Annotated in this window: 8 protein-coding genes, 2 tRNA genes and 3 rRNA genes; 3 read left to right on the top strand and 10 right to left on the bottom strand. The window is 57.5% G+C overall.

Going from position 1 to position 21429, the window contains the following annotated elements:
- Nucleotide 1: 1 nt before the first annotated feature.
- The 10 genes from recD to KGD89_RS03250 all read right to left on the bottom strand — a co-directional run bounded on the left by recD (nt 2) and on the right by KGD89_RS03250 (nt 18057).
- Nucleotides 2–2086 carry an exodeoxyribonuclease V subunit alpha gene (recD, locus tag KGD89_RS03295; protein WP_025258397.1) on the bottom strand — a complete coding sequence of 695 codons (2085 nt, stop codon included), beginning with the start codon at nt 2084–2086 and terminating at the stop codon, nt 2–4.
- Nucleotides 2083–5784, bottom strand: a complete 3702-nt coding sequence (gene recB, locus KGD89_RS03290) for an exodeoxyribonuclease V subunit beta (RefSeq protein WP_038399742.1) — start codon at nt 5782–5784, stop codon at nt 2083–2085. Before recB ends, recD begins: the two co-directional genes overlap by 4 nt.
- Complete coding sequence (recC, locus tag KGD89_RS03285) at nt 5781–9257, bottom strand: exodeoxyribonuclease V subunit gamma (protein WP_025258395.1); 3477 nt, start codon at nt 9255–9257, stop codon at nt 5781–5783. Before recC ends, recB begins: the two co-directional genes overlap by 4 nt.
- A 173-nt stretch (nt 9258–9430) precedes the next feature.
- Nucleotides 9431–9546, bottom strand: a 5S ribosomal RNA gene (gene rrf, locus KGD89_RS03280).
- 151 nt (nt 9547–9697) lie between these two features.
- A 23S ribosomal RNA gene (locus tag KGD89_RS03275) occupies nt 9698–12589 on the bottom strand.
- 226 nt (nt 12590–12815) lie between these two features.
- A tRNA-Ala gene (locus KGD89_RS03270) sits at nt 12816–12891 on the bottom strand.
- Nucleotides 12892–12898: 7 nt separating this feature from the next.
- Nucleotides 12899–12975 (bottom strand) — tRNA-Ile (locus tag KGD89_RS03265).
- Between the two features lie 64 nt (nt 12976–13039).
- Nucleotides 13040–14578, bottom strand: a 16S ribosomal RNA gene (locus tag KGD89_RS03260).
- The 16S, 23S and 5S rRNA genes sit together here with 2 tRNA genes alongside, the layout of an rRNA operon.
- Nucleotides 14579–15165: 587 nt before the next feature.
- Nucleotides 15166–16659, bottom strand: a complete 1494-nt coding sequence (locus KGD89_RS03255) for a CoA-acylating methylmalonate-semialdehyde dehydrogenase (RefSeq protein ID WP_025258394.1) — start codon at nt 16657–16659, stop codon at nt 15166–15168.
- Between the two features lie 51 nt (nt 16660–16710).
- The gene (locus KGD89_RS03250) at nt 16711–18057 is read right to left on the bottom strand and encodes an aspartate aminotransferase family protein (RefSeq protein ID WP_025258393.1); all 1347 of its coding nucleotides are present in this window, start codon (nt 18055–18057) and stop codon (nt 16711–16713) included.
- Nucleotides 18058–18169: 112 nt separating this feature from the next.
- On the opposite strand from KGD89_RS03250, the gene KGD89_RS03245 reads away from it, so the two are divergent.
- The 3 genes from KGD89_RS03245 to KGD89_RS03235 all read left to right on the top strand — a co-directional run bounded on the left by KGD89_RS03245 (nt 18170) and on the right by KGD89_RS03235 (nt 21412).
- A complete protein-coding gene (locus tag KGD89_RS03245; RefSeq protein WP_025258392.1) occupies nt 18170–19090 on the top strand; it encodes a LysR family transcriptional regulator in 921 nt (306 codons plus the stop codon).
- A gap of 176 nt (nt 19091–19266) precedes the next feature.
- Nucleotides 19267–20664, top strand: a complete 1398-nt coding sequence (locus KGD89_RS03240; protein WP_025258391.1) for a uracil-xanthine permease family protein — start codon at nt 19267–19269, stop codon at nt 20662–20664.
- Between the two features lie 85 nt (nt 20665–20749).
- Complete coding sequence (locus KGD89_RS03235) at nt 20750–21412, top strand: TetR/AcrR family transcriptional regulator (protein WP_025258390.1); 663 nt, start codon at nt 20750–20752, stop codon at nt 21410–21412.
- The last annotated feature ends 17 nt before the right edge of the window (nt 21413–21429 follow it).

The raw sequence follows: 21429 nt of genomic DNA, 5'->3' as shown, positions 1-21429 counted from the left end.
GCTAAAGCCCCAGCATCAACCCGCTCAGGCGCTTGACCTTGCGGCGCAGCGCCTCCTCGAACACGCCCTGGCGTGGCTCGATCAGGCTGAACCAGTGTTTGGCCCGGGTGATACCGGTATAGATCAGTTCCTTGGTCAGCACCGGGTTAAGGGCTTCGGGCAGGATCAGGGCGGTGTGGGCGAACTCAGAGCCCTGGGATTTGTGCACGGTCATGGCGTACACGGTTTCCACATCATTGAGCCGGCTGGGCAGCACGAAGCGCACACCGTCGCTGCCGTCATTGCGCGGGAAGGCCACGCGCAAGACCTGCTTCCCTGAGCCATCGCGCTCCGGCAGGTTCAAGGCGATGCCGATGTCGCCGTTCATGAGGCCAAGGCCGTAATCGTTGTGGGTCATCAGAACCGGGCGGCCTTCGTACCACAGTTGATCCTTTTCGATCAGGCCTGCGCCGGACAGGGCCTGAGTGATGCGCTGGTTCAAGCCCTCGACGCCCCAAGGCCCCTTGCGCACCGCACACAGCAACTGGAACGCATCGAAGGCCTGCAATACCTCACGTGCCCAGCACGTCCAGCATTCATCGTCCAGCGCTGCTCCCTCAGCTGGCCGCTGCCCGTCCAGCACGCCCAGGTAATGGCGATACCCCTGAGGCCCGCCGTCATGGCCGTCGAGTAACAGACGCTCAAGACGCTGATCCTGCTCGCCCTTGAGGGCCAGACTGAACAGGTCTTTGTGGCTGCGAGCCGCCAGCAACCCACGGGCTTCATGGTCCAGTTGCTGGTTGACCAGCCGCGACAACTGGCCGATACCACTGCCCTGCCCGAAACGCCGCGAGTGACGCAACATCACCACTTGCTGCGCGAGAGGATGCTGTTGGGCATCGCCTTGTTGCAGCGCGCTTCTGCTCAAATCCTCGCCGCTGATCGCTTCCAGCCAGGCCTGAGTCTGCGGGCTGTAGAACCCCTGCTCCGCATCGCGACACAAATCTCCCAGCACGGCGCCCGCTTCCACAGACGCCAGTTGATCCTTGTCGCCCAACAGCACCATACGTGCATCGGGCGGCAATGCATCCAGCAGGTTGGCCATCATTTCCAGGTCGATCATCGAGGCTTCATCGACCACCAACACATCCAGCGGCAATGGATTACTGGCGTGGTGACGGAAGTGCCGCGTTCCCGGACGACTGCCCAGCAGACGATGCACGGTGGTGACTTCACTGGGGATCTTCTGCCGCACGCCGTCACTGACGTCCAGGCTTTGCACTTGCTGACTGATGGACTCGGTCAACCGCGCCGCCGCCTTGCCGGTGGGTGCCGCCAGACGAATGCGCAGCGGCTGACCGCTCTGCACGGCGGGCGCTTGCAGCAAGGCCAACAGGCGCACCACGGTCGTGGTCTTGCCGGTGCCCGGCCCGCCGGTGATGATGCTGAAGCCACGGCGAGTGGCCAGGGCGCAGGCCAGTTTCTGCCAGTCGATCACAGCGTCAGGCGCAGTACTGGCCGCGCCAAACAGAGCGTCAAGACGCTGGGCCAGATCCTGTGGCGCGCTTTCCGGCTGGGCCAGCCGTTGACGCAAGGCCGCTGCGATGCGGCGCTCATACGTCCAGTAACGGCGCAGGTACAGACGTCGGTCAGACAACACCAGCGGCTTTTGCAGAGCAGCCGGGCTCATGTCTTCGGCCAATGCGACCAAAGGACTGTCAGCCAGAGCCTGACACCATGTCACGCCATCCAGCCCTTTGAGCAGTTGTGAGGGCAACATCACCGGTACGCTCTGCATGTCGCCTTCTGGCGGTAATGACAGGGCGAAATCCGGCTCCTTGAGGGTTTCATACAGATCCAGGCATACGTGCCCATGACCCAGTTGATGGCTGCTCAAGGCTGCCGCCAGCAATACCCGGGAATCGGCGTGCGGGTCGAGTTCGCCAAGAAAGGCCACGAAGGCCCGGTCCAGCGCCCGCAACCAGCCACGCTCCACCCAGCGGTCGAGCAACAGCAGCAAATCGTCGACCCGGCTCAGCGGGTTCAGATGGGTCAGGCTCTCGGCATCCAGTTGCGCGGGCAAGAGTTCGGCAAACGTGCGGCTCATGCGAACGCTCCAGGCTGGGCGGTGGACAGGGGTTGCCCCTGGAACAACAGGTCCAGGCTCTCGATCAACTCACGGGGTGGTCGGGTGAAGTACACGCCCTGGGTGGCCGAACGACTGCCACGCAGGAACAGGTACACCGCGCCGCCCATGTGCTGGTCGTAATCGTAATCGGCCAGCCGCGCCTTGAGCTGGCGATGCAGCGCCAGCAGGTAGAGGACGTATTGCAGGTCGTAACGGTTTTCGAGAATGGCCGCTTCCATGGACTGCTCGGTGTAGAACGTCTCGTCGCCGCCCAGCCAGTTGGATTTGTAGTCTGCCACGTAATAGCGCCCTTCATGCTCGAACGTCAGGTCGATGAAGCCTTTGAACATGCCATTGAGCGAAGTGGTCTGGGTCACCAGTCGCGGCGCATTGCCGTGGGTGTAATGACGCACGAGTTCATCCATCTGTGTCACGTTGACCTGGCTGCTGGCGAACCAGAACTCCATTTCAACCCGGTACTGATTGGGTTGATCCAGTTGCCCCAGGGCGACCGGCGTCACGTCATTGCCCAAGTGCAAAGGCATGTTGAGCAGGTGTGTCAGCCAGCCGGTCAGGGTGTTGATCCAGCCTTCCCAGCCTCGTCGGTTGCAGCGACGAGCAATGGCGTCGCTCAGCAGTTCAGGGTCATGAGCGGCGGCGGCAAAACCTTCGTTGCCTGCCCACTCCAGCAGACCATGCAAAAAGGTACCGGGGTTGGGACCACGGGGAAAACGGTGGATGTCGTCACCCGCTGCCAGCACCTCGCGAGGTGCCTGCGGGTCCAGGCGTTCGTCGTCGAACAGCTTCTGCGCTTGCGGACTGTCGGGAGACACATCGCCGCTCGTGGTCACGGTGTCGCCGATACGCAGCGCACTGTAGGAGGCGATCCACCAGTTTTCAGCGGCTCGGCGCTTGGGCATCAATGCCTTGACGAGTCGGGCTTCATTGCGGGGCGGGCTGAAGGTGTCGGCGGTGGGTTCGGGGACTGGCTGCAAGGCAATACTTTCACTGCCCTGGCTCAGGTCCCGCAGCCAGAGTTGCAGGTTGGCCGACTCGCCAAGCGCCACGCCGCCACCCAGCAAGTAACCCAACGCAGAGCGGTGCAGCATGGAGCTGTTGAGGTTGCCGCGTTTGAGGTCTGCGACACCTAGCCAGCAAGCGTGCTCGGAGCGGGTCAGGGCCACATAGAGCAAGCGCAGGTCTTCGGCCAGACGTTCATTGTCGGCCAGTTCGATGAGCTCTTGCGTGGGTTGCAGGCTGATCTGCGCATTGCCTTCGCCATCGTGAAACTGCAAGGGCAAGCGGCTGCCATCCACCGGTTTGGTGGAGCAAATGAACGGCAGAAACACCAGCGGATATTGCAGGCCCTTGGACTTGTGAATGGTCACGACCTTGACCAGTTGCTCATCGCTTTCCAGGCGCAAAATCTGCTCTTCGGCAGCCTGACCGGACAACGCCAGTTGCTCGCCCAGATGCCGGATCAAGGCTTGTTCGCCATCCAGTTCGGCGGCGGCCTGTTGCAGCAATTCGGACAAGTGCAGCAGGTTGGTCAGTACTCGCTCGCCATCGTTACGAGCGATCAGTGTCTGGGGCAAGGCAAAGTCATGCAGCAGACGGCGCAGCATCGGCAGCACACCCTGATGACGCCACAGGCTACGATAGCCGCGGAACTGCATGACGCGCTGCTCCCAGGCCAGTTCGTCCTGATTCAAGCGTTCCAGTTCGGCCAGCGGCAGGTTCAGCGTGATGCAGGCCAGCGCGGCGCGCAGGATGCGTTCGGCATCCGGTTCGGCACAGGCCTTGAGCCAGGCCAGCAGATCATGGGCCTCCTGCGCCGCGAACACCGAATCCTTGTCGGAGAGGTAGACGCTGCGCACGTTACGGGTCGCCAACTCATTACGCACGGCCTGAGCTTCCTTGCCATCACGCACCAGAATCGCGATGTCGGCAGGCAGCAATCCACGTAGCGCTTTATCGGGTGCCGCAAAGCCGGTCTGCCCTTGTTGCCCGCCCTTGAGCAGACGCACGATTTCACTGGCGCAACTGGCCGCCAGTTGCTGGCGATAAACCGTGCCGGACACCGGCTGCTCGCTGGGCAGATGCCAGACCGTCAGGGCCGCGAGTGGCGCGCCATCGACCTGCAGGGTTTCCTTGCGACCCTGGGCAAGTGCCTTGGTAAACGGCACCGGGTTATTGCCGCCCTCGCGAAACAGAAACGCGCCACGCCCTTCGGCGCGTTGCTCGGCCTGATCGAAGATGTGATTCGCAGACTCGACCATGGCATGGCTGGAGCGGTAGTTGGTGTCCAGTGTGTGCCAGCGCCCCGCCGTGGCCGTACGGGCGCGCAGGTAGGTGTAGATGTCCGCGCCACGAAAAGCATAAATCGCCTGCTTGGGGTCGCCGATCAGAAACAGGCCGGTCTGCTCGTCGTTCTCTTCAAGGCGATAAATGCTCTCGAAAATCCGGTACTGCACCGGGTCGGTATCCTGGAACTCATCGATGAGCGCGACAGGGAATTGTTCACGAATCAGCGTCGCCAGACGCTCCCCGCCTGCACCTTGCAGGGCGGCATCGAGCCTGAGCAGCATGTCGTCAAAACCCATTTCGGCACGACGACGCTTCTCTTCTTCAAAGCGTGCGCTCACCCATTGCGCGGCATGTTGCAGCACGGCGGCATCGGGTTTGGGCAGAGCGTCGAGGGCCGCTTTCAGTTCGAGCATGGCCTCCAGAGCCGGGTGCGACGGCGGGTCGCTTTTCCAGGCTTCGGCAATACCATCCGGGGTCAGGCGGGTGAAGCCGGTGCCAAGCTCCAGCACTTCCTGGGTTTCATCGGCGGCCCAGGCCTTGAGCTTTTCAAACCAGGGCGCAAAGTAGCGCTCCTGCATCTTGCGGCCATCGACGATCTTGCGTTTGACGCCGTCCTGACAAATCGCGTGCAGTTCATTGGCCCAATCGGTCCAAGGCGCTTTCAGCGTTTGCAGCGCTTCGCGGCGCTGTTGCAGAGAGGCCAGAATCAGCTCGGCCGGCTCTTGAGTCACCTGACTGCGCTCGCGGCCAAACAGACCCCGGAGACGTGGCAGCAAGGCGGCCGGACCGCCCCATTTTTCCCGCACCCAGTCCAGAGCATCGCCACTCATGGGATAGCAGAAACGCCGCCAGTAATCGCGCAGCACTTCGCCCAGCAGGTCACTGTGATCGGTTTCCAGGCTCTGGGTGAACAGACTTCCGCTGTCGAAAGCGTGCTCGCGCAACATGCGCTGGCACCAACTGTGAATGGTCGAAACAGCGGCCTCGTCCATCCATTGCGCGGCGATATCCAGACGGTTGGCACAGCCCGGCCATTGTTCGGCGCTGAACTGGGCACGCAAGTCGGCGATCAGGTCGTCGGGCGCGGGGATTTCGTCACGAAAGAAACGGGCGGCTTCGGCCAGACGGGTACGAATCCGGTCACGCAGTTCCTTGGTCGCAGCATCGGTAAAGGTCACCACCAGGATCTGCGGTGGCAATAGCTCGCGGCCAAAACCTGATGCTTCATCTCCGTGGCCAAGCACCAGACGCAGGTATAACGCCGAGATGGTGAAGGTCTTGCCGGTACCGGCGCTGGCTTCGATCAACTGGCTGCCGCGAAGTGGAAAGCGCAGTGCCAGAGGAACGGTGTGTTCTTGCAAGGTACTCATGCGCTGGCCTCCGCGCCGGACAGAGACTGCCAGGGTGCTTCGTAAATCGGTTTGTAGAGTGCTTCGCACCAGCCAACGAACTCTTCGCTTTCCATCAACGCATTGAAATCCGGGAACTGCCGGGCCAGTGCAGTACTTTCCCCGAGTTCACCATTACTGGTCACACCATCGCCCTCGTAAGCCTTGCGTGCAGCGGCTTCGGCCTTGTCCAGAGGTTGTCCCAGCCAGGCGAAGGCTGTCTTGACCGCTACCGGCAAAGGCTGCTGCATGCCGAACAGCCAGGTGGTCAGCAGGTCGTTGAGGATTGCGCTGGCCGCGTCTCTGTCCAGCGGGGCCAGCATGAGCATGTCATCGGTGGCCACCAACGCCGTATTGAGCGGCAAACCACAGGCGCTGGCGACCAGATGAGTCACCCAGGGACGAATCAGCCGGTGCCATTTGCGGGTTCGTTTCGAGCCAATGCCATTGGGGATGACCGTTACGGTCAGCAACTGGTTTTGCCCATTACTGTGCAGCCCGCCCAGCCAGCCTTCGAGGCTCACATCGTTATGGGCAAAGCTCATCGGCAAGGCGCTGCTCAAAGGTTCAGGCCACAGGGTCAGCAACTCCTGATAAAGCTCAAGCACACCCGGCAGCGGCTCGATCAGTTCAGCCTGAAGGCGAGTGCCGAATCCGGCCATGGGCAGCAGTCCGCTACTTTGCAGCTTGATTGCCTGAGCCTGCAAGGCCGAGTCGACATCGTCCAGGTTGGCCATGGCGGCGGCCAGCAGGCTTTCACTCAGGCTGTAACGCTCAAGGGCGTTGAGCACAAAAGGTTCTTCGTCGGGCACCGGCGCTTCGGCCGTCTCGAAGTAGATCTTCAAACGCTGACTGAAGAAGTGCTTGACCGGGTTTCTCAGGAAATCCTGCAACTGCGCAATCGTCAGGGGTTCATCCTGCTCGTGAGGCGGCAAGGCAGCAACGCTGATCGGCGCTGGTTTGTCTTCATGCAGCAGCCGCCATTCCTGGGCAAAACTGAAATAACCAGTGCCGGCATGGAAATAACTGGCACTGAAAGGTTGCAGCGGATGATGCAGGGTCAAGGCATCGAGCAGACGTTCGCCGGGGTCTTGCTTGCTGTCAGGCTCATCGTCTGAGGCGAGTTTCCAGCCGCTGGCCAGATGGTCGCGTAACTGGCCGATCAACACCGAAGCCGGGCGGTCGCTGTTGTCACGAATGCTGTGGCCGACCCAACTGATATAGAGCTGGTCCCGTGCCGAGAGCAATGCTTCAAGCAGCAGGTAACGATCGTCTTCACGGCGCGAACGGTCACCGGGACGGTAATCGCTGCCCATCAGGTCGAAGTCCAGTGGTGGCTGAGCGCGAGGGTAATCGCCGTCGTTCATGCCCAGCAGACAGACCACTTTGAAAGGAATCGCACGCATGGGCATCAAGGTACAGAAGTTGACCGAGCCCGCCAGGAAGCGCTGTGACAGACGGCCCTTGTCCAGACCGGCCAGCCAGGCTTCACGCACGACGGTCAGTGGTAATTCATCGAACAGATCGACCGTCTCACAGGTCTTCAGCCAGGTTTCCCGAAGCGTCTCAAGCTGACCCAGCAGGTAATCGTCATGTTCGCTTTCGGCCTGGAAAAACACCTGTACCAGAGCCTGCAAGCGTATTCCCCATTGCTCGGGGGTCGCGGGCAGGGACAGTTCGGCGTGGGCAACCTGCAATGCGTCGATCAAGGCAACCAGTGGGCCGATCAGTGCAGCATCCAGCCCGCCGATTTCGTCATAGGGTTCGATACCTTCATAAGCTTCACCTGCTCCAACGGCATAACCCAGCAACATTCGACGCAGGCCGAAATGCCAGCTGTTCTGTTCCAGCTCGTCGGGCAATCCCAGGCCGGCACGCTGTTGTGCATTCAACCCCCAGCGCACCCCGGCACCTTCGATCCAGCGATGCAGGGTCGGCAAGTCATGCTCCTGAATCTTGAAACGTGCCCGCAAGGCAGGAACGTCAAGCAAGTCGAGGATTTCGCTGACCGGAAAGCGGCTGTCGGGGAGCTTCAACAGATGCTCGACCGCAATCAGCAGTGGCTCGCGGCCACGTTGGCCCTGGTCAGCCAGGGTGAAGGGAATGAAGCGCTGGTCATAAGAATCGATCTGCCCGAACACGGCCCGGATATGCGGGGCATAACTGTCGATATCGGGGACCATGACAATTACATCGCGTGGCCTCAGGCCTGGGTCCCGGCTGAAACGTGCCAGTAGCTGATCGTGCAGCACCTCGACTTCACGCTGGGCACTGTGGGCTACGTGAAAGCGGATCGAGCGATCCTTCAGGGAGTCGACAGCGGGCCAGTGCTCACGGGTTTCGTCGAGAGGCCGGAGTTCGAGGATGTCATCCTGCAATTGGTTGAGCAGGGTTGTCGGCTCGCTCTCGCTGAACAGGTCGATGCGCTCATCCTTGAAAGAGGAGCGGTAGCTGTTGGGCTCGTCATGGCTGTCCAGCAGGTTTATGTAGTCACGGCCTTGCTTGCCCCAGGCGGCGAGCAGTGGATGGGCGTGCTGGTGCAAAGCCTCCGGATCAAGCGCCATTGGCATGCCGTTCTTGCGTGCCTGACGTTTGTATTGATGGCGGAGCAAATCCTTGTCGGCCACGATATCGGCCCAGTGATGGCGACAAGGGTTGTGTACGCAAAGCAGCACTTGGCTGAACTTCGATAACCCGGCCAGAGCTTCCAGTGCCTGTGCAGGCAGGGACGAAATACCGAAAACGATCACCCGTGCAGGCAAGCCGGGCGGTGCCTCGTCAAGGCTGTTGATACGCGCTAGAAAGCGCTGATGAACACCGGCACGGCTCTGGGCCATGCCTTCGGCACCGACATCTTCCAGCAGCGCACGCCACAGTTCAGCCTGCCAGCAATTGGCGGCACTCAGCGGCTTGGCTTCACCTCGGACATTGAGCAGTTGATGGCGACCTTCCGCCCAGTCCTTAAGCCAGTCGGCACGGTACACCTGATATTGGTCAAACAGATCAGCCAGACGCTCGGACAACTGGTAGCGCTTGCGCAGGTCCGTATCGTCAGTGAGGAAGCGCTGCAAGGGCTCGAAATGGGGCTGGTTGATCAGTTGCGGCAGGAGGCGCATCAGGCGCCATGTCAGCGGTGCCTTGTCGAGCAGAGAGATTTCCGGGATTTCGTTGCGGCCCAGTACAGAGCGATACAACTGCCACATGAAGCTACCAGGAAGCTGAACATCTATCGCGGCCGCAATGCCGCAGCCACCTTGATCTTCATCCTGGGCATCTTCGGCCAGAGCCAGCTTGAGCCACTGGGCGATGCCGTTGCTTTGCACCAGGGCAATTTCGTTTTCCAGAGGAGCAAGGGGATAGCGTCGCATCCAGGAGACAACCAGACTGCGCAGTTCATCGGGGCGGTTGCCATGAACCACCATGAAGCCGGCGCTCAGAGAGGTTGTGACGGACATGTATGCTTCCTTGACTCGAACGAGTAAAACCTGAAGCCAAACCATAAGGGCAAGCGACCGGGATTGCCATAAGCAATCCATCACATTTGATGTGGCAAGCCAGCAGACAAAGGGTTGGGACCAGAAAGACAAAACCCCCACCTGCGTATGCAGATGGGGGTTCTGAATTTGAATCTTGACGATGACCTACTCTCACATGGGGAAACCCCACACTACCATCGGCGATGCATCGTTTCACTGCTGAGTTCGGGATGGGATCAGGTGGTTCCAATGCTCTATGGTCGTCAAGAAATTCGGTAGCCGGTGCGTACTTGAGTACGTACCCGCGAATGGGTGTGTAATAGGTTTGTTTCGGTAATTTGTGTGTGTGTGGCGCAAACTTTCGGTTCGTCATCTTCACTACACCGCAATCCGCTCTTCGCAAATTGCTTGGGTGTTATATGGTCAAGCCTCACGGGCAATTAGTATGGGTTAGCTCAATGCCTCACAGCACTTACACACCCCACCTATCAACGTCGTAGTCTTCGACGGCCCTTCAGGGAACTCAAGGTTCCAGTGAGATCTCATCTTGAGGCAAGTTTCCCGCTTAGATGCTTTCAGCGGTTATCTTTTCCGAACATAGCTACCCGGCAATGCCACTGGCGTGACAACCGGAACACCAGAGGTTCGTCCACTCCGGTCCTCTCGTACTAGGAGCAGCCCCTCTCAAATCTCAAACGTCCACGGCAGATAGGGACCGAACTGTCTCACGACGTTCTAAACCCAGCTCGCGTACCACTTTAAATGGCGAACAGCCATACCCTTGGGACCGGCTTCAGCCCCAGGATGTGATGAGCCGACATCGAGGTGCCAAACACCGCCGTCGATATGAACTCTTGGGCGGTATCAGCCTGTTATCCCCGGAGTACCTTTTATCCGTTGAGCGATGGCCCTTCCATACAGAACCACCGGATCACTAAGACCTACTTTCGTACCTGCTCGACGTGTCTGTCTCGCAGTCAAGCGCGCTTTTGCCTTTATACTCTACGACCGATTTCCGACCGGTCTGAGCGCACCTTCGTACTCCTCCGTTACTCTTTAGGAGGAGACCGCCCCAGTCAAACTACCCACCATACACTGTCCTCGATCCGGATAACGGACCTGAGTTAGAACCTCAAAGTTGCCAGGGTGGTATTTCAAGGATGGCTCCACGCAGACTGGCGTCCACGCTTCAAAGCCTCCCACCTATCCTACACAAGCAAATTCAAAGTCCAGTGCAAAGCTATAGTAAAGGTTCACGGGGTCTTTCCGTCTAGCCGCGGATACACTGCATCTTCACAGCGATTTCAATTTCACTGAGTCTCGGGTGGAGACAGCGCCGCCATCGTTACGCCATTCGTGCAGGTCGGAACTTACCCGACAAGGAATTTCGCTACCTTAGGACCGTTATAGTTACGGCCGCCGTTTACCGGGGCTTCGATCAAGAGCTTCGCTTGCGCTAACCCCATCAATTAACCTTCCGGCACCGGGCAGGCGTCACACCCTATACGTCCACTTTCGTGTTTGCAGAGTGCTGTGTTTTTAATAAACAGTCGCAGCGGCCTGGTATCTTCGACCGGCATGAGCTTACGGAGCAAGTCCTTCACCCTCACCGGCGCACCTTCTCCCGAAGTTACGGTGCCATTTTGCCTAGTTCCTTCACCCGAGTTCTCTCAAGCGCCTTGGTATTCTCTACCCAACCACCTGTGTCGGTTTGGGGTACGGTTCCTGGTTACCTGAAGCTTAGAAGCTTTTCTTGGAAGCATGGCATCAACCACTTCGTGTTCTAGGAACACTCGTCATCAGCTCTCGGCCTTAAGATCCCGGATTTACCTAAGATCTCAGCCTACCACCTTAAACTTGGACAACCAACGCCAAGCTGGCCTAGCCTTCTCCGTCCCTCCATCGCAATAACCAGAAGTACAGGAATATTAACCTGTTTTCCATCGACTACGCTTTTCAGCCTCGCCTTAGGGACCGACTAACCCTGCGTCGATTAACGTTGCGCAGGAAACCTTGGTCTTTCGGCGTGGGTGTTTTTCACACCCATTGTCGTTACTCATGTCAGCATTCGCACTTCTGATACCTCCAGCAAGCTTCTCAACTCACCTTCACAGGCTTACAGAACGCTCCTCTACCGCATCACCAGAAGGTGATACCCGTAGCTTCGGTGCATGGTTTGAGCCCCGTTACATCTTCCGCGCAGGCCGACTCGACTAGTGAGCTATTACGCTTTCTTTAAAGGGTGGCTGCTTCTAAGCCAACCTCCTAGCTGTCTAAGCCTTCCCACATCGTTTCCCACTTAACCATGACTTTGGGACCTTAGCTGACGGTCTGGGTTGTTTCCCTTTTCACGACGGACGTTAGCACCCGCCGTGTGTCTCCCATGCTCGGCACTTGTAGGTATTCGGAGTTTGCATCGGTTTGGTAAGTCGGGATGACCCCCTAGCCGAAACAGTGCTCTACCCCCTACAGTGATACATGAGGCGCTACCTAAATAGCTTTCGAGGAGAACCAGCTATCTCCGAGCTTGATTAGCCTTTCACTCCGATCCACAGGTCATCCGCTAACTTTTCAACGGTAGTCGGTTCGGTCCTCCAGTCAGTGTTACCTAACCTTCAACCTGCCCATGGATAGATCGCCCGGTTTCGGGTCTATACCCAGCGACTAAACGCCCTATTAAGACTCGCTTTCGCTACGCCTCCCCTATTCGGTTAAGCTTGCCACTGAATATAAGTCGCTGACCCATTATACAAAAGGTACGCAGTCACCCAACAATGTGGGCTCCCACTGCTTGTACGCATACGGTTTCAGGATCTATTTCACTCCCCTCTCCGGGGTTCTTTTCGCCTTTCCCTCACGGTACTGGTTCACTATCGGTCAGTCAGTAGTATTTAGCCTTGGAGGATGGTCCCCCCATGTTCAGACAAGGTTTCTCGTGCCCCGTCCTACTCGATTTCATGACCAAGAGATTTTCGCGTACAGGGCTATCACCCACTATGGCCGCACTTTCCAGAGCGTTCCGCTAATCTCAAAGCCACTTAAGGGCTGGTCCCCGTTCGCTCGCCACTACTAAGGGAATCTCGGTTGATTTCTTTTCCTCAGGGTACTTAGATGTTTCAGTTCCCCTGGTTCGCTTCTTGCACCTATGTATTCAGTACAAGATAACTGTCTTATGACAGCTGGGTTCCCCCATTCAGACATCTCCGGATCACAGTCTGTTTGCCGACTCCCCGAAGCTTTTCGCAGGCTACCACGTCTTTCATCGCCTCTGACTGCCAAGGCATCCACCGTATGCGCTTCTTCACTTGACCATATAACCCCAAGCAATCTGGTTATACTGTGAAGACGACATTCGCCGAAAATTTGCAATTCACTCACAAATTTTACCTTAGCCTGAACACACACCAGTGAAAGTGCGGTCCAGTCTAACTTTCTATTACATACCCAAATTTTTAAAGAACGATTCTGATAAAGATCAGAAATCAACATTCACGCACCGTTTCGGTGGAATGCTCATTTCTAAGCTTTGACATGAGGTGGTGGAGCCAAGCGGGATCGAACCGCTGACCTCCTGCGTGCAAGGCAGGCGCTCTCCCAGCTGAGCTATGGCCCCAAACAATTGGTGGGTCTGGGCAGATTCGAACTGCCGACCTCACCCTTATCAGGGGTGCGCTCTAACCAACTGAGCTACAGACCCAATCGTCTTCTTCAATGAATCAAGCAATTCGTGTGGGAGCTTATGGTGAAGCTGAGTCGTCGATTAAGGAGGTGATCCAGCCGCAGGTTCCCCTACGGCTACCTTGTTACGACTTCACCCCAGTCATGAATCACACCGTGGTAACCGTCCCCCCGAAGGTTAGACTAGCTACTTCTGGTGCAACCCACTCCCATGGTGTGACGGGCGGTGTGTACAAGGCCCGGGAACGTATTCACCGCGACATTCTGATTCGCGATTACTAGCGATTCCGACTTCACGCAGTCGAGTTGCAGACTGCGATCCGGACTACGATCGGTTTTGTGAGATTAGCTCCACCTCGCGGCTTGGCAACCCTCTGTACCGACCATTGTAGCACGTGTGTAGCCCAGGCCGTAAGGGCCATGATGACTTGACGTCATCCCCACCTTCCTCCGGTTTGTCACCGGCAGTCTCCTTAGAGTGCCCACCATCACGTGCTGGTAACTAAGGACAAGGGTTGCGCTCGTTACGGGACTTAACCCAACATCTCACGACACGAGCTGACGACAGCCATGCAGCACCTGTCTCAGTGTTCCCGAAGGCACCAAACCATCTCTGGTAAGTTCACTGGATGTCAAGGCCTGGTAAGGTTCTTCGCGTTGCTTCGAATTAAACCACATGCTCCACCGCTTGTGCGGGCCCCCGTCAATTCATTTGAGTTTTAACCTTGCGGCCGTACTCCCCAGGCGGTCAACTTAATGCGTTAGCTGCGCCACTAAAATCTCAAGGATTCCAACGGCTAGTTGACATCGTTTACGGCGTGGACTACCAGGGTATCTAATCCTGTTTGCTCCCCACGCTTTCGCACCTCAGTGTCAGTATGAGCCCAGGTGGTCGCCTTCGCCACTGGTGTTCCTTCCTATATCTACGCATTTCACCGCTACACAGGAAATTCCACCACCCTCTGCCCTACTCTAGCTCGCCAGTTTTGGATGCAGTTCCCAGGTTGAGCCCGGGGATTTCACATCCAACTTAACGAACCACCTACGCGCGCTTTACGCCCAGTAATTCCGATTAACGCTTGCACCCTCTGTATTACCGCGGCTGCTGGCACAGAGTTAGCCGGTGCTTATTCTGTCGGTAACGTCAAAATCGTCACGTATTAGGTAACGACCCTTCCTCCCAACTTAAAGTGCTTTACAATCCGAAGACCTTCTTCACACACGCGGCATGGCTGGATCAGGCTTTCGCCCATTGTCCAATATTCCCCACTGCTGCCTCCCGTAGGAGTCTGGACCGTGTCTCAGTTCCAGTGTGACTGATCATCCTCTCAGACCAGTTACGGATCGTCGCCTTGGTGAGCCTTTACCTCACCAACTAGCTAATCCGACCTAGGCTCATCTGATAGCGCAAGGCCCGAAGGTCCCCTGCTTTCTCCCGTAGGACGTATGCGGTATTAGCGTCCGTTTCCGAGCGTTATCCCCCACTACCAGGCAGATTCCTAGGCATTACTCACCCGTCCGCCGCTCGCCACCCGGTACAAGTACCTGTGCTGCCGCCCGACTTGCATGTGTTAGGCCTGCCGCCAGCGTTCAATCTGAGCCATGATCAAACTCTTCAGTTCAAACATCGTTGGGTTTTGAGAAAACCCTAAACTTGGCTCAGCAATCGTTGGTTACATCTTTGATTTCTCGCGGAGTAACTTGCGTTGCTGATAATCTGTTGACTTCAGTCTTACACCACAAGCACCCACACGAATTGCTTGATTCAGTTGTTAAAGAGCGGTGGGTTGAGCCTTTCGTCTCAACCGAGGCGCGCATTCTACAGCGCCCTCTGTATCTGTCAAGCGGTTATTTCAACAAGTTTCAAAGTTTCCTTTGCAACTTCAACCACTTGCGCTTCGATCAACCTCAGGTTGCTCGTCAGCGGGAGGCGAATTCTACAGGACCCGAAGGCTGTGTCAAACGCTTTCTCACACCGCTGTCGATCCAACCTCGATCGAAGCACTTCCAACTCGACTCCAGAACCGCTAAACACTTGCAAACTATTGATTTACAAGGCTTTTTCAGTTCCGTCTGCGCCGGAAGTGGGGCGAATTATAGAGACATTAAATCGCCCGTCAACACTTAATTTCAGAATACTGTCATAAAACTCTGCTCCCCCAATAAACACGGGGACTGTCTTAACAAGACGATCCCCGGCATTGATTATTTAAAGACTCGGGAAAGCAAACTGCGATGCCTCATGACTTGCACGCTGCGGCCAGCGCTGGGTAATGGCCTTGCGGCGAGTATAGAAACGTACGCCATCCGGGCCATAGGCATGCAGGTCGCCAAAGAGTGAACGCTTCCAGCCGCCAAAGCTGTGATAGGCAACCGGCACCGGCAGCGGAACGTTGACCCCGACCATCCCGACTTCGATTTCATCGCAGAACAAGCGTGCCGCTTCACCGTCGCGGGTGAAGATGCAGGTGCCGTTGCCGTATTCATGCTCGTTTATCAGTTGCATCGCCTGCTCAAGACTGTCGACGCGCACGATGCACAGCACCGGGCCGAAGATCTCTTCTTTATAGATGCGCATCTGCGGTGTCACGCGATCAAACAGGCAACCACCCATGAAGAAGCCTTCTTCATTGCCCGCAACGCGGATATCACGCCCATCGACAACCAGCGTTGCACCGGACTGAACACCGTCGTCTATATAGCCACTGACTTTATCGCGATGCTGCCCGGTCACCAGTGGTCCCATGTCCAGACCACAACTGGTGCCAGCACCGATCTTCAGGCTCTTGATCTGCGGAACCAGCTTGGCCACCAGCGCATCGGCAATCTGATCGCCCACACAGACCGCCACCGAAATCGCCATGCAGCGCTCGCCGCATGAACCATAGGCCGCGCCCATCAGAGCACTGACGGCGTTATCCAGATCGGCATCAGGCATCAGTACCGCGTGGTTCTTTGCTCCACCCAACGCCTGGACACGCTTGCCTCGTGCAGCGCCTTCCTTATAGATGTACTCGGCAATCGGCGTGGAGCCCACAAAACTCAGCGCCTTTACCTCCGGAGCCTCGATCAGTGCATCAACGGCCACCTTGTCGCCATGCACAACGTTGAGCACGCCATTGGGCAAACCGGCTTCGTGCAGCAACTGGGCAATCAACAAGGTAGAACTCGGATCACGCTCCGAAGGCTTGAGGATGAAGCAGTTGCCGCAGGCAATCGCCAACGGATACATCCACAGCGGCACCATGGCCGGGAAGTTGAACGGCGTGATGCCGGCAACAATCCCCAACGGCTGGAAGTCCGACCAGGCATCAATGTTCGGGCCGACATTGCGGCTGTATTCACCCTTGAGGATTTCCGGCGCGGCACAGGCGTACTCGACGTTTTCGATCCCGCGCTTCAGTTCGCCTGCCGCGTCTTCAAGGGTCTTGCCATGCTCTTCGCTGATGAGCAGGGCGATACGGGCCTCGTTCTGCTCCAGCAATTGCTTGAAGCGGAACATGACCTGGGCACGCTTGGCTGGTGGCGTGTTGCGCCAGGCCGGAAAAGCGGCCTTGGCCGAGTCGATGGCTTGTTGCACGGTTTCGCGACTGGCCAGCGCGACCTGGTGAATCGCCTGACCTGTCGACGGATTGAACACATCGGCAGTACGTCCGTTATCGGAAGTCAGCTCACCGTGGATCAAGTGTTGAATACTGCTCATGCAAATGGCTCCAGAAAACTCTCGTCCATCACCGGTATAAAGCCCCGGCAATCAGTCAATCAGGTTAAGCGCTTCACCTACGGCATCGAACAGTCGATCCAGGTCTTGCGTCTTGCAGTTGAAAGTTGGCCCGAACTGCAGGGTGTCGCCGCCAAAGCGTACATAGAATCCGGCCTGCCACAGCTTCATCGCTGCCTCGAACGGACGAACGATGGCATCGCCATCCCGTGGCGCGATCTGAATGGCGCCAGCCAGACCGTAGTTACGGATATCGATGACGTTCTTCGTGCCTTTGATGCCATGCAAAAGGCTTTCAAAGTGCGGCGCGGTTTCAGCGACCTGCTGGACCAGATTTTCACGCTGCAACAACTCCAGCGCTGCCAGACCTGCGGCACAGGCAACCGGGTGAGCGGAATAGGTGTAACCATGGGGAAATTCCACGGCATATTCCGGCGTGGCCTGATTCATGAAGGTTTGATAGATTTCGCTGCTTGCAATCACCGCGCCCATGGGAATGGCACCGTTGGTGACCTGCTTGGCAATGCACATCAGGTCTGGCGTGACGCCAAAACTGTCGGCACCGAACATGGAACCCGTGCGACCGAAACCAGTGATGACTTCATCGAAGATCAGCAGGATGTTGTGCTGATCGCAGATTTCACGCAGGCGCTTGAGATACCCCTGAGGAGGTACGATCACACCGGCCGAACCGGCCATCGGCTCAACGATGACGGCGGCAATATTCGAGGCATCATGCAATTCGATCAGTTTGAGCATTTCATCGGCCAGTACGATGCCTCCGGCCTCGGGCATCCCTTTGGAAAATGCATTGCTGGCCAGCAAGGTGTGCGGCAGGTGATCCACATCCATCAACTGGCCAAACATCTTGCGGTTACCGTTCACACCCCCGAGGCTGGTACCCGCGATATTCACGCCATGATAGCCACGAGCACGACCGATCATTTTGGTCTTGGTCGACTGGCCTTTGAGGCGCCAGTAGGCGCGGACCATTTTCACGGCGGTATCGGCGCACTCGGAACCGGAGTTGGTATAAAAAACGTGGTTCAGATTGCCCGGCGTCAGGTCGGTGATTTTTTCCGCGAGCTGGAACGACAGCGGATGGCCGAACTGAAACCCTGGTGAGTAATCCAGAACACCCAATTGCCTGGAAACCGCTTCCTGGATTTCCTTGCGGGTGTGTCCGGCGCCACAGGTCCAAAGCCCGGAAAGCCCGTCGTAGATCGTGCGTCCCTTGTCGTCAGTGAGATGGCTGCCATGTGCCGCAACGATCATTCGCGGGTCACGCTGAAAATTGCGGTTGGCGGTATAAGGCATCCAATGAGCATCTAGCTTCAATTGGGTGACTGAAGGCACATCAGACACTTCGAACGCATTCATTGCAACGAGCCTCACAAGGTGTGTTTATTGGAGCAATTACAGTCAAGGTGACATGACCATAAGGTTTAAAAAACCCAACTTTTACGATCTTTAGTTAAGCGATTACTAAACAATGAGCATTCGCCGCCCCGATCCCTTGGCACAAGTCAGCGACTTCGATATCCGTCTGCTGCGCATCTTCAAAAGCGTAGTCGAAGCCGGTGGTTTCTCGGCAGCAGAAAGCGTGCTCGGCATTGGCCGTTCGGCCATAAGCCAGCAAATGAGCGACCTGGAACAGCGCCTGGGTTTACGCCTGTGCCAGCGAGGACGAGCCGGTTTCTCGGTGACGGATGAGGGCCGCGAGGTCTATCAGTCGTCGTTGCAGTTACTCAGCGCACTTGAGAGTTTTCGCACCGAGGTCAACGGCCTGCACCAGCACCTGCGCGGAGAGCTGAATATCGGCGTGACAGATAACCTGGTGACGCTACCGCACATGCGCATCACCAATGCCCTGTCGCAATTGAAGGAACGCGGCCCGGACGTGCATATCAACATCCGCATGCTCTCCCCCTCGGAAGTGGAGCAAGGCGTGCTCGATGGCAGCCTGCATGTCGGCGTCGTTCCGCAGACCAATGCTCTGCCAGGCCTCGAGTACCAGCCTTTATATAGCGAACGCTCCCTGCTGTACTGCGCGGTCGGCCACCCTCTGTTTTACGTGAATGATGCAGAACTCGAAGATGAGCGCATTGCAGCCCAGGAAGCCATCGCCCCCACCTTTCGATTGCCGGTCGATATTCAGGCTCACTATCAGGCACTCAGGTGCACCGCCAGCGCTTCGGATCGCGAAGGCATGGCCTTTCTGATCCTGACCGGTCGCTATATAGGCTATCTGCCGGATCACTACGCCAATGTCTGGCTCCAGCAAGGCAGGCTGCGCACCTTGAAACCGGACTCACGGTTTTACGATCTGAGCCTGGTCTCCGTCACCCGCAAAGGCCGTCGCCCTCATTTGGTGCTGGAGAGCTTTCTGGAGAGCCTGGCTGCTACGCGATAACGCACCGAGGATGAAAAAAAGGTTGAATGGGGCTGGCAAGAAAAACCGTGGAACAGCTTATCCCCTTGAAATGGATATGCATTTAGCGAGAGAACAAAAAATAAACTGAGCAAGTGGACAGGTTTTTGCAATATGCCTGGCTAAGACGTGACCACACCTCATTCCGAGCGCTCGACATGCAGCCTGATACCTCCGAGAACAATGACCTGCTCTACGGCCTCAATGATCGCCCCAAGCCGGTAACGGCCATACTCGCGGCTCTGCAGCATGTGCTCGCCAGTTTCGTCGGCATCATTACCCCGCCCCTGATTATCGGTTCGGCACTGGGACTGGGCGCTTACATGCCGTACCTGATCAGCATGGCCCTGATGGTTTCCGGTGTCGGGACGTTTATTCAGGCCCGTCGCCCGTTCGGCATCGGCGCTGGCATGATCTGCCTGCAAGGCACCAGCTTCGCCTTTCTCGGCGCGGTGCTGTCCGCCGGCTTTATCGTCAAGCAGCGCGGCGGCAGCCCGGAAGACATCATGGCGATGATCTTCGGCGTCTGCTTCTTCGGTGCGCTGGTGCAGATCGTGCTCAGTCGTTTCATTGGCCAGTTGCGTCGCGTCATCACGCCGCTGGTTACCGGCATTGTCATCACCCTGATCGGCATCAGCCTTATCAAGGTCGGCGTCACGGATCTGGGAGGCGGTTTCAACGCACCGGACTTCGGAGCCCCTCTCAACCTGGCGTTGGGTGTATTCGTACTCACGATCATCATTGCGCTCAACCGCTCCCGCACACCCTGGATTCGTTTGTCCGCGATCATCATCGGGCTGGCCGTGGGCAGTGTCGCCGCGTGGATGAGCGGCAAGCTGGTCCCGCAACCCATTCATGACTTGCCACTGATCAGCGTACCGGTCCCGTTCAAGTTCGGATTCAACTTCGACTGGACAGCTTTCCTGCCCGTCGCGCTGATTTATCTGATCAGCAGCATCGAAACCGTCGGCGACCTGACCGCCAATTGCATGCTGGCCCGCCAGCCCATCAGCGGCCCGAGCTATGTGTCACGGCTAAAGGGCGGCGTACTGGGCGACGGTGTCAGCTGCATGATTGCCGCCACGTTCAGTGCCTTCCCCAACACCACCTTTGCCCAGAACAACGGCGTGATCCAGTTGACCGGTGTCGCCAGCCGCTATGTCGGCCTCTATATAGGTGTGGTGCTGTTCATGCTTGGCCTGTTCCCGACTATTGGCGCAGTGGTGCAACAGATTCCCAAGCCCGTGCTTGGCGGCGCGACCCTGGTGATGTTCGGCAGCGTCGCGGCAGCGGGTGTGCGCATTCTTGCCCAGGCACCGCTGGACCGGCGCAGCATGCTGATCATTGCCACCTCGTTCGGCGTCGGCCTGGGCATCGCAGCGCAACCTTTGCTGCTGCACCACATGCCACAACTGGTGCAGAACCTGTTCGACTCGGCAATCACCAGCGGTGGTATCACGGCCATCGTCATGTGCCTGCTGATTCCGGAGGAAAAGGCTATCGCCATCAGGGAAAACAACGAACAGCCAGCCAAAACCCTTGAACCGCAGGAATAATTTTCCTGCATGAGCGCTTGTCGGATTCACGCGGGTGCGTTATCTGTTCACCCGTTGCACCCCATGACCCTGTCCGGACCTGCACATGACCCTTGAAGTCCCAGCCCACAGCTCTCACGGCACCAAGCCTGCAAGCCGTATTCGCCAGAAAAACGAAGAAGCCATCATCAAGGCCGCCGAAGACGAATTTGCCCGTCATGGTTTCAAGGGCACCAGCATGAACACCATCGCGCTCAAGGCCGGACTGCCGAAAGCCAACCTGCATTATTACTTCACCAACAAGCTGGGGCTGTACGCCGCCGTATTGAGCAACATCATCGAGCAGTGGGACAGCACCTTCAACAACCTGACGGTGGAAGACGATCCGGCAGAAGCGCTGGCCCGCTACATTCGCGCCAAGATGGAGTTCTCCCGCCGCAACCCGCAGGCCTCGCGGATTTTCGCCATGGAAATCATCAGCGGCGGCGAGTGCATGAGCGAGTATTTCAGCCAGGACTACCGCCTCTGGTTTCAGGGTCGCGCCGCCGTTTTCCAGGCCTGGATCGATGCCGGAAAAATGGACCCGGTGGATCCGGTCAACCTGATTTTCCTGCTCTGGGGCAGCACTCAGCATTACGCCGACTTTGCCACCCAGATCTGTCGGGTAACCGGTCGTACCCGGCAAACCAGACAGGATATGGATGATGCCAGCGCCAATCTGATCCAGATCATTCTCAAAGGGTGTGGGCTTACGCCGCCGGTCTTGTAATATTCGGGCCTTGTCGT

The organism is Pseudomonas cichorii (assembly GCF_018343775.1).
Taxonomy (GTDB): domain Bacteria; phylum Pseudomonadota; class Gammaproteobacteria; order Pseudomonadales; family Pseudomonadaceae; genus Aquipseudomonas; species Aquipseudomonas cichorii.
The sequence above is the reverse complement of the archived record's forward strand: the minus strand, read 5'-3'. Positions and strand labels throughout refer to the sequence as shown.

Bases quoted from the DNA above. Each gene is read 5' to 3' on its own strand.
- KGD89_RS03245 (WP_025258392.1), top strand. From the start codon at position 18,170: ATGAGCATTCGCCGCCCCGATCCCTTGGCACAAGTCAGCGACTTCGAT.
- KGD89_RS03255 (WP_025258394.1), bottom strand. From the start codon at position 16,659: ATGAGCAGTATTCAACACTTGATCCACGGTGAGCTGACTTCCGATAAC.
- KGD89_RS03235 (WP_025258390.1), top strand. From the start codon at position 20,750: ATGACCCTTGAAGTCCCAGCCCACAGCTCTCACGGCACCAAGCCTGCA.
- recC (WP_025258395.1), bottom strand. From the start codon at position 9,257: ATGTCCGTCACAACCTCTCTGAGCGCCGGCTTCATGGTGGTTCATGGC.
- KGD89_RS03240 (WP_025258391.1), top strand. From the start codon at position 19,267: ATGCAGCCTGATACCTCCGAGAACAATGACCTGCTCTACGGCCTCAAT.
- recB (WP_038399742.1), bottom strand. From the start codon at position 5,784: ATGAGTACCTTGCAAGAACACACCGTTCCTCTGGCACTGCGCTTTCCA.
- recD (WP_025258397.1), bottom strand. From the start codon at position 2,086: ATGAGCCGCACGTTTGCCGAACTCTTGCCCGCGCAACTGGATGCCGAG.
- KGD89_RS03250 (WP_025258393.1), bottom strand. From the start codon at position 18,057: ATGAATGCGTTCGAAGTGTCTGATGTGCCTTCAGTCACCCAATTGAAG.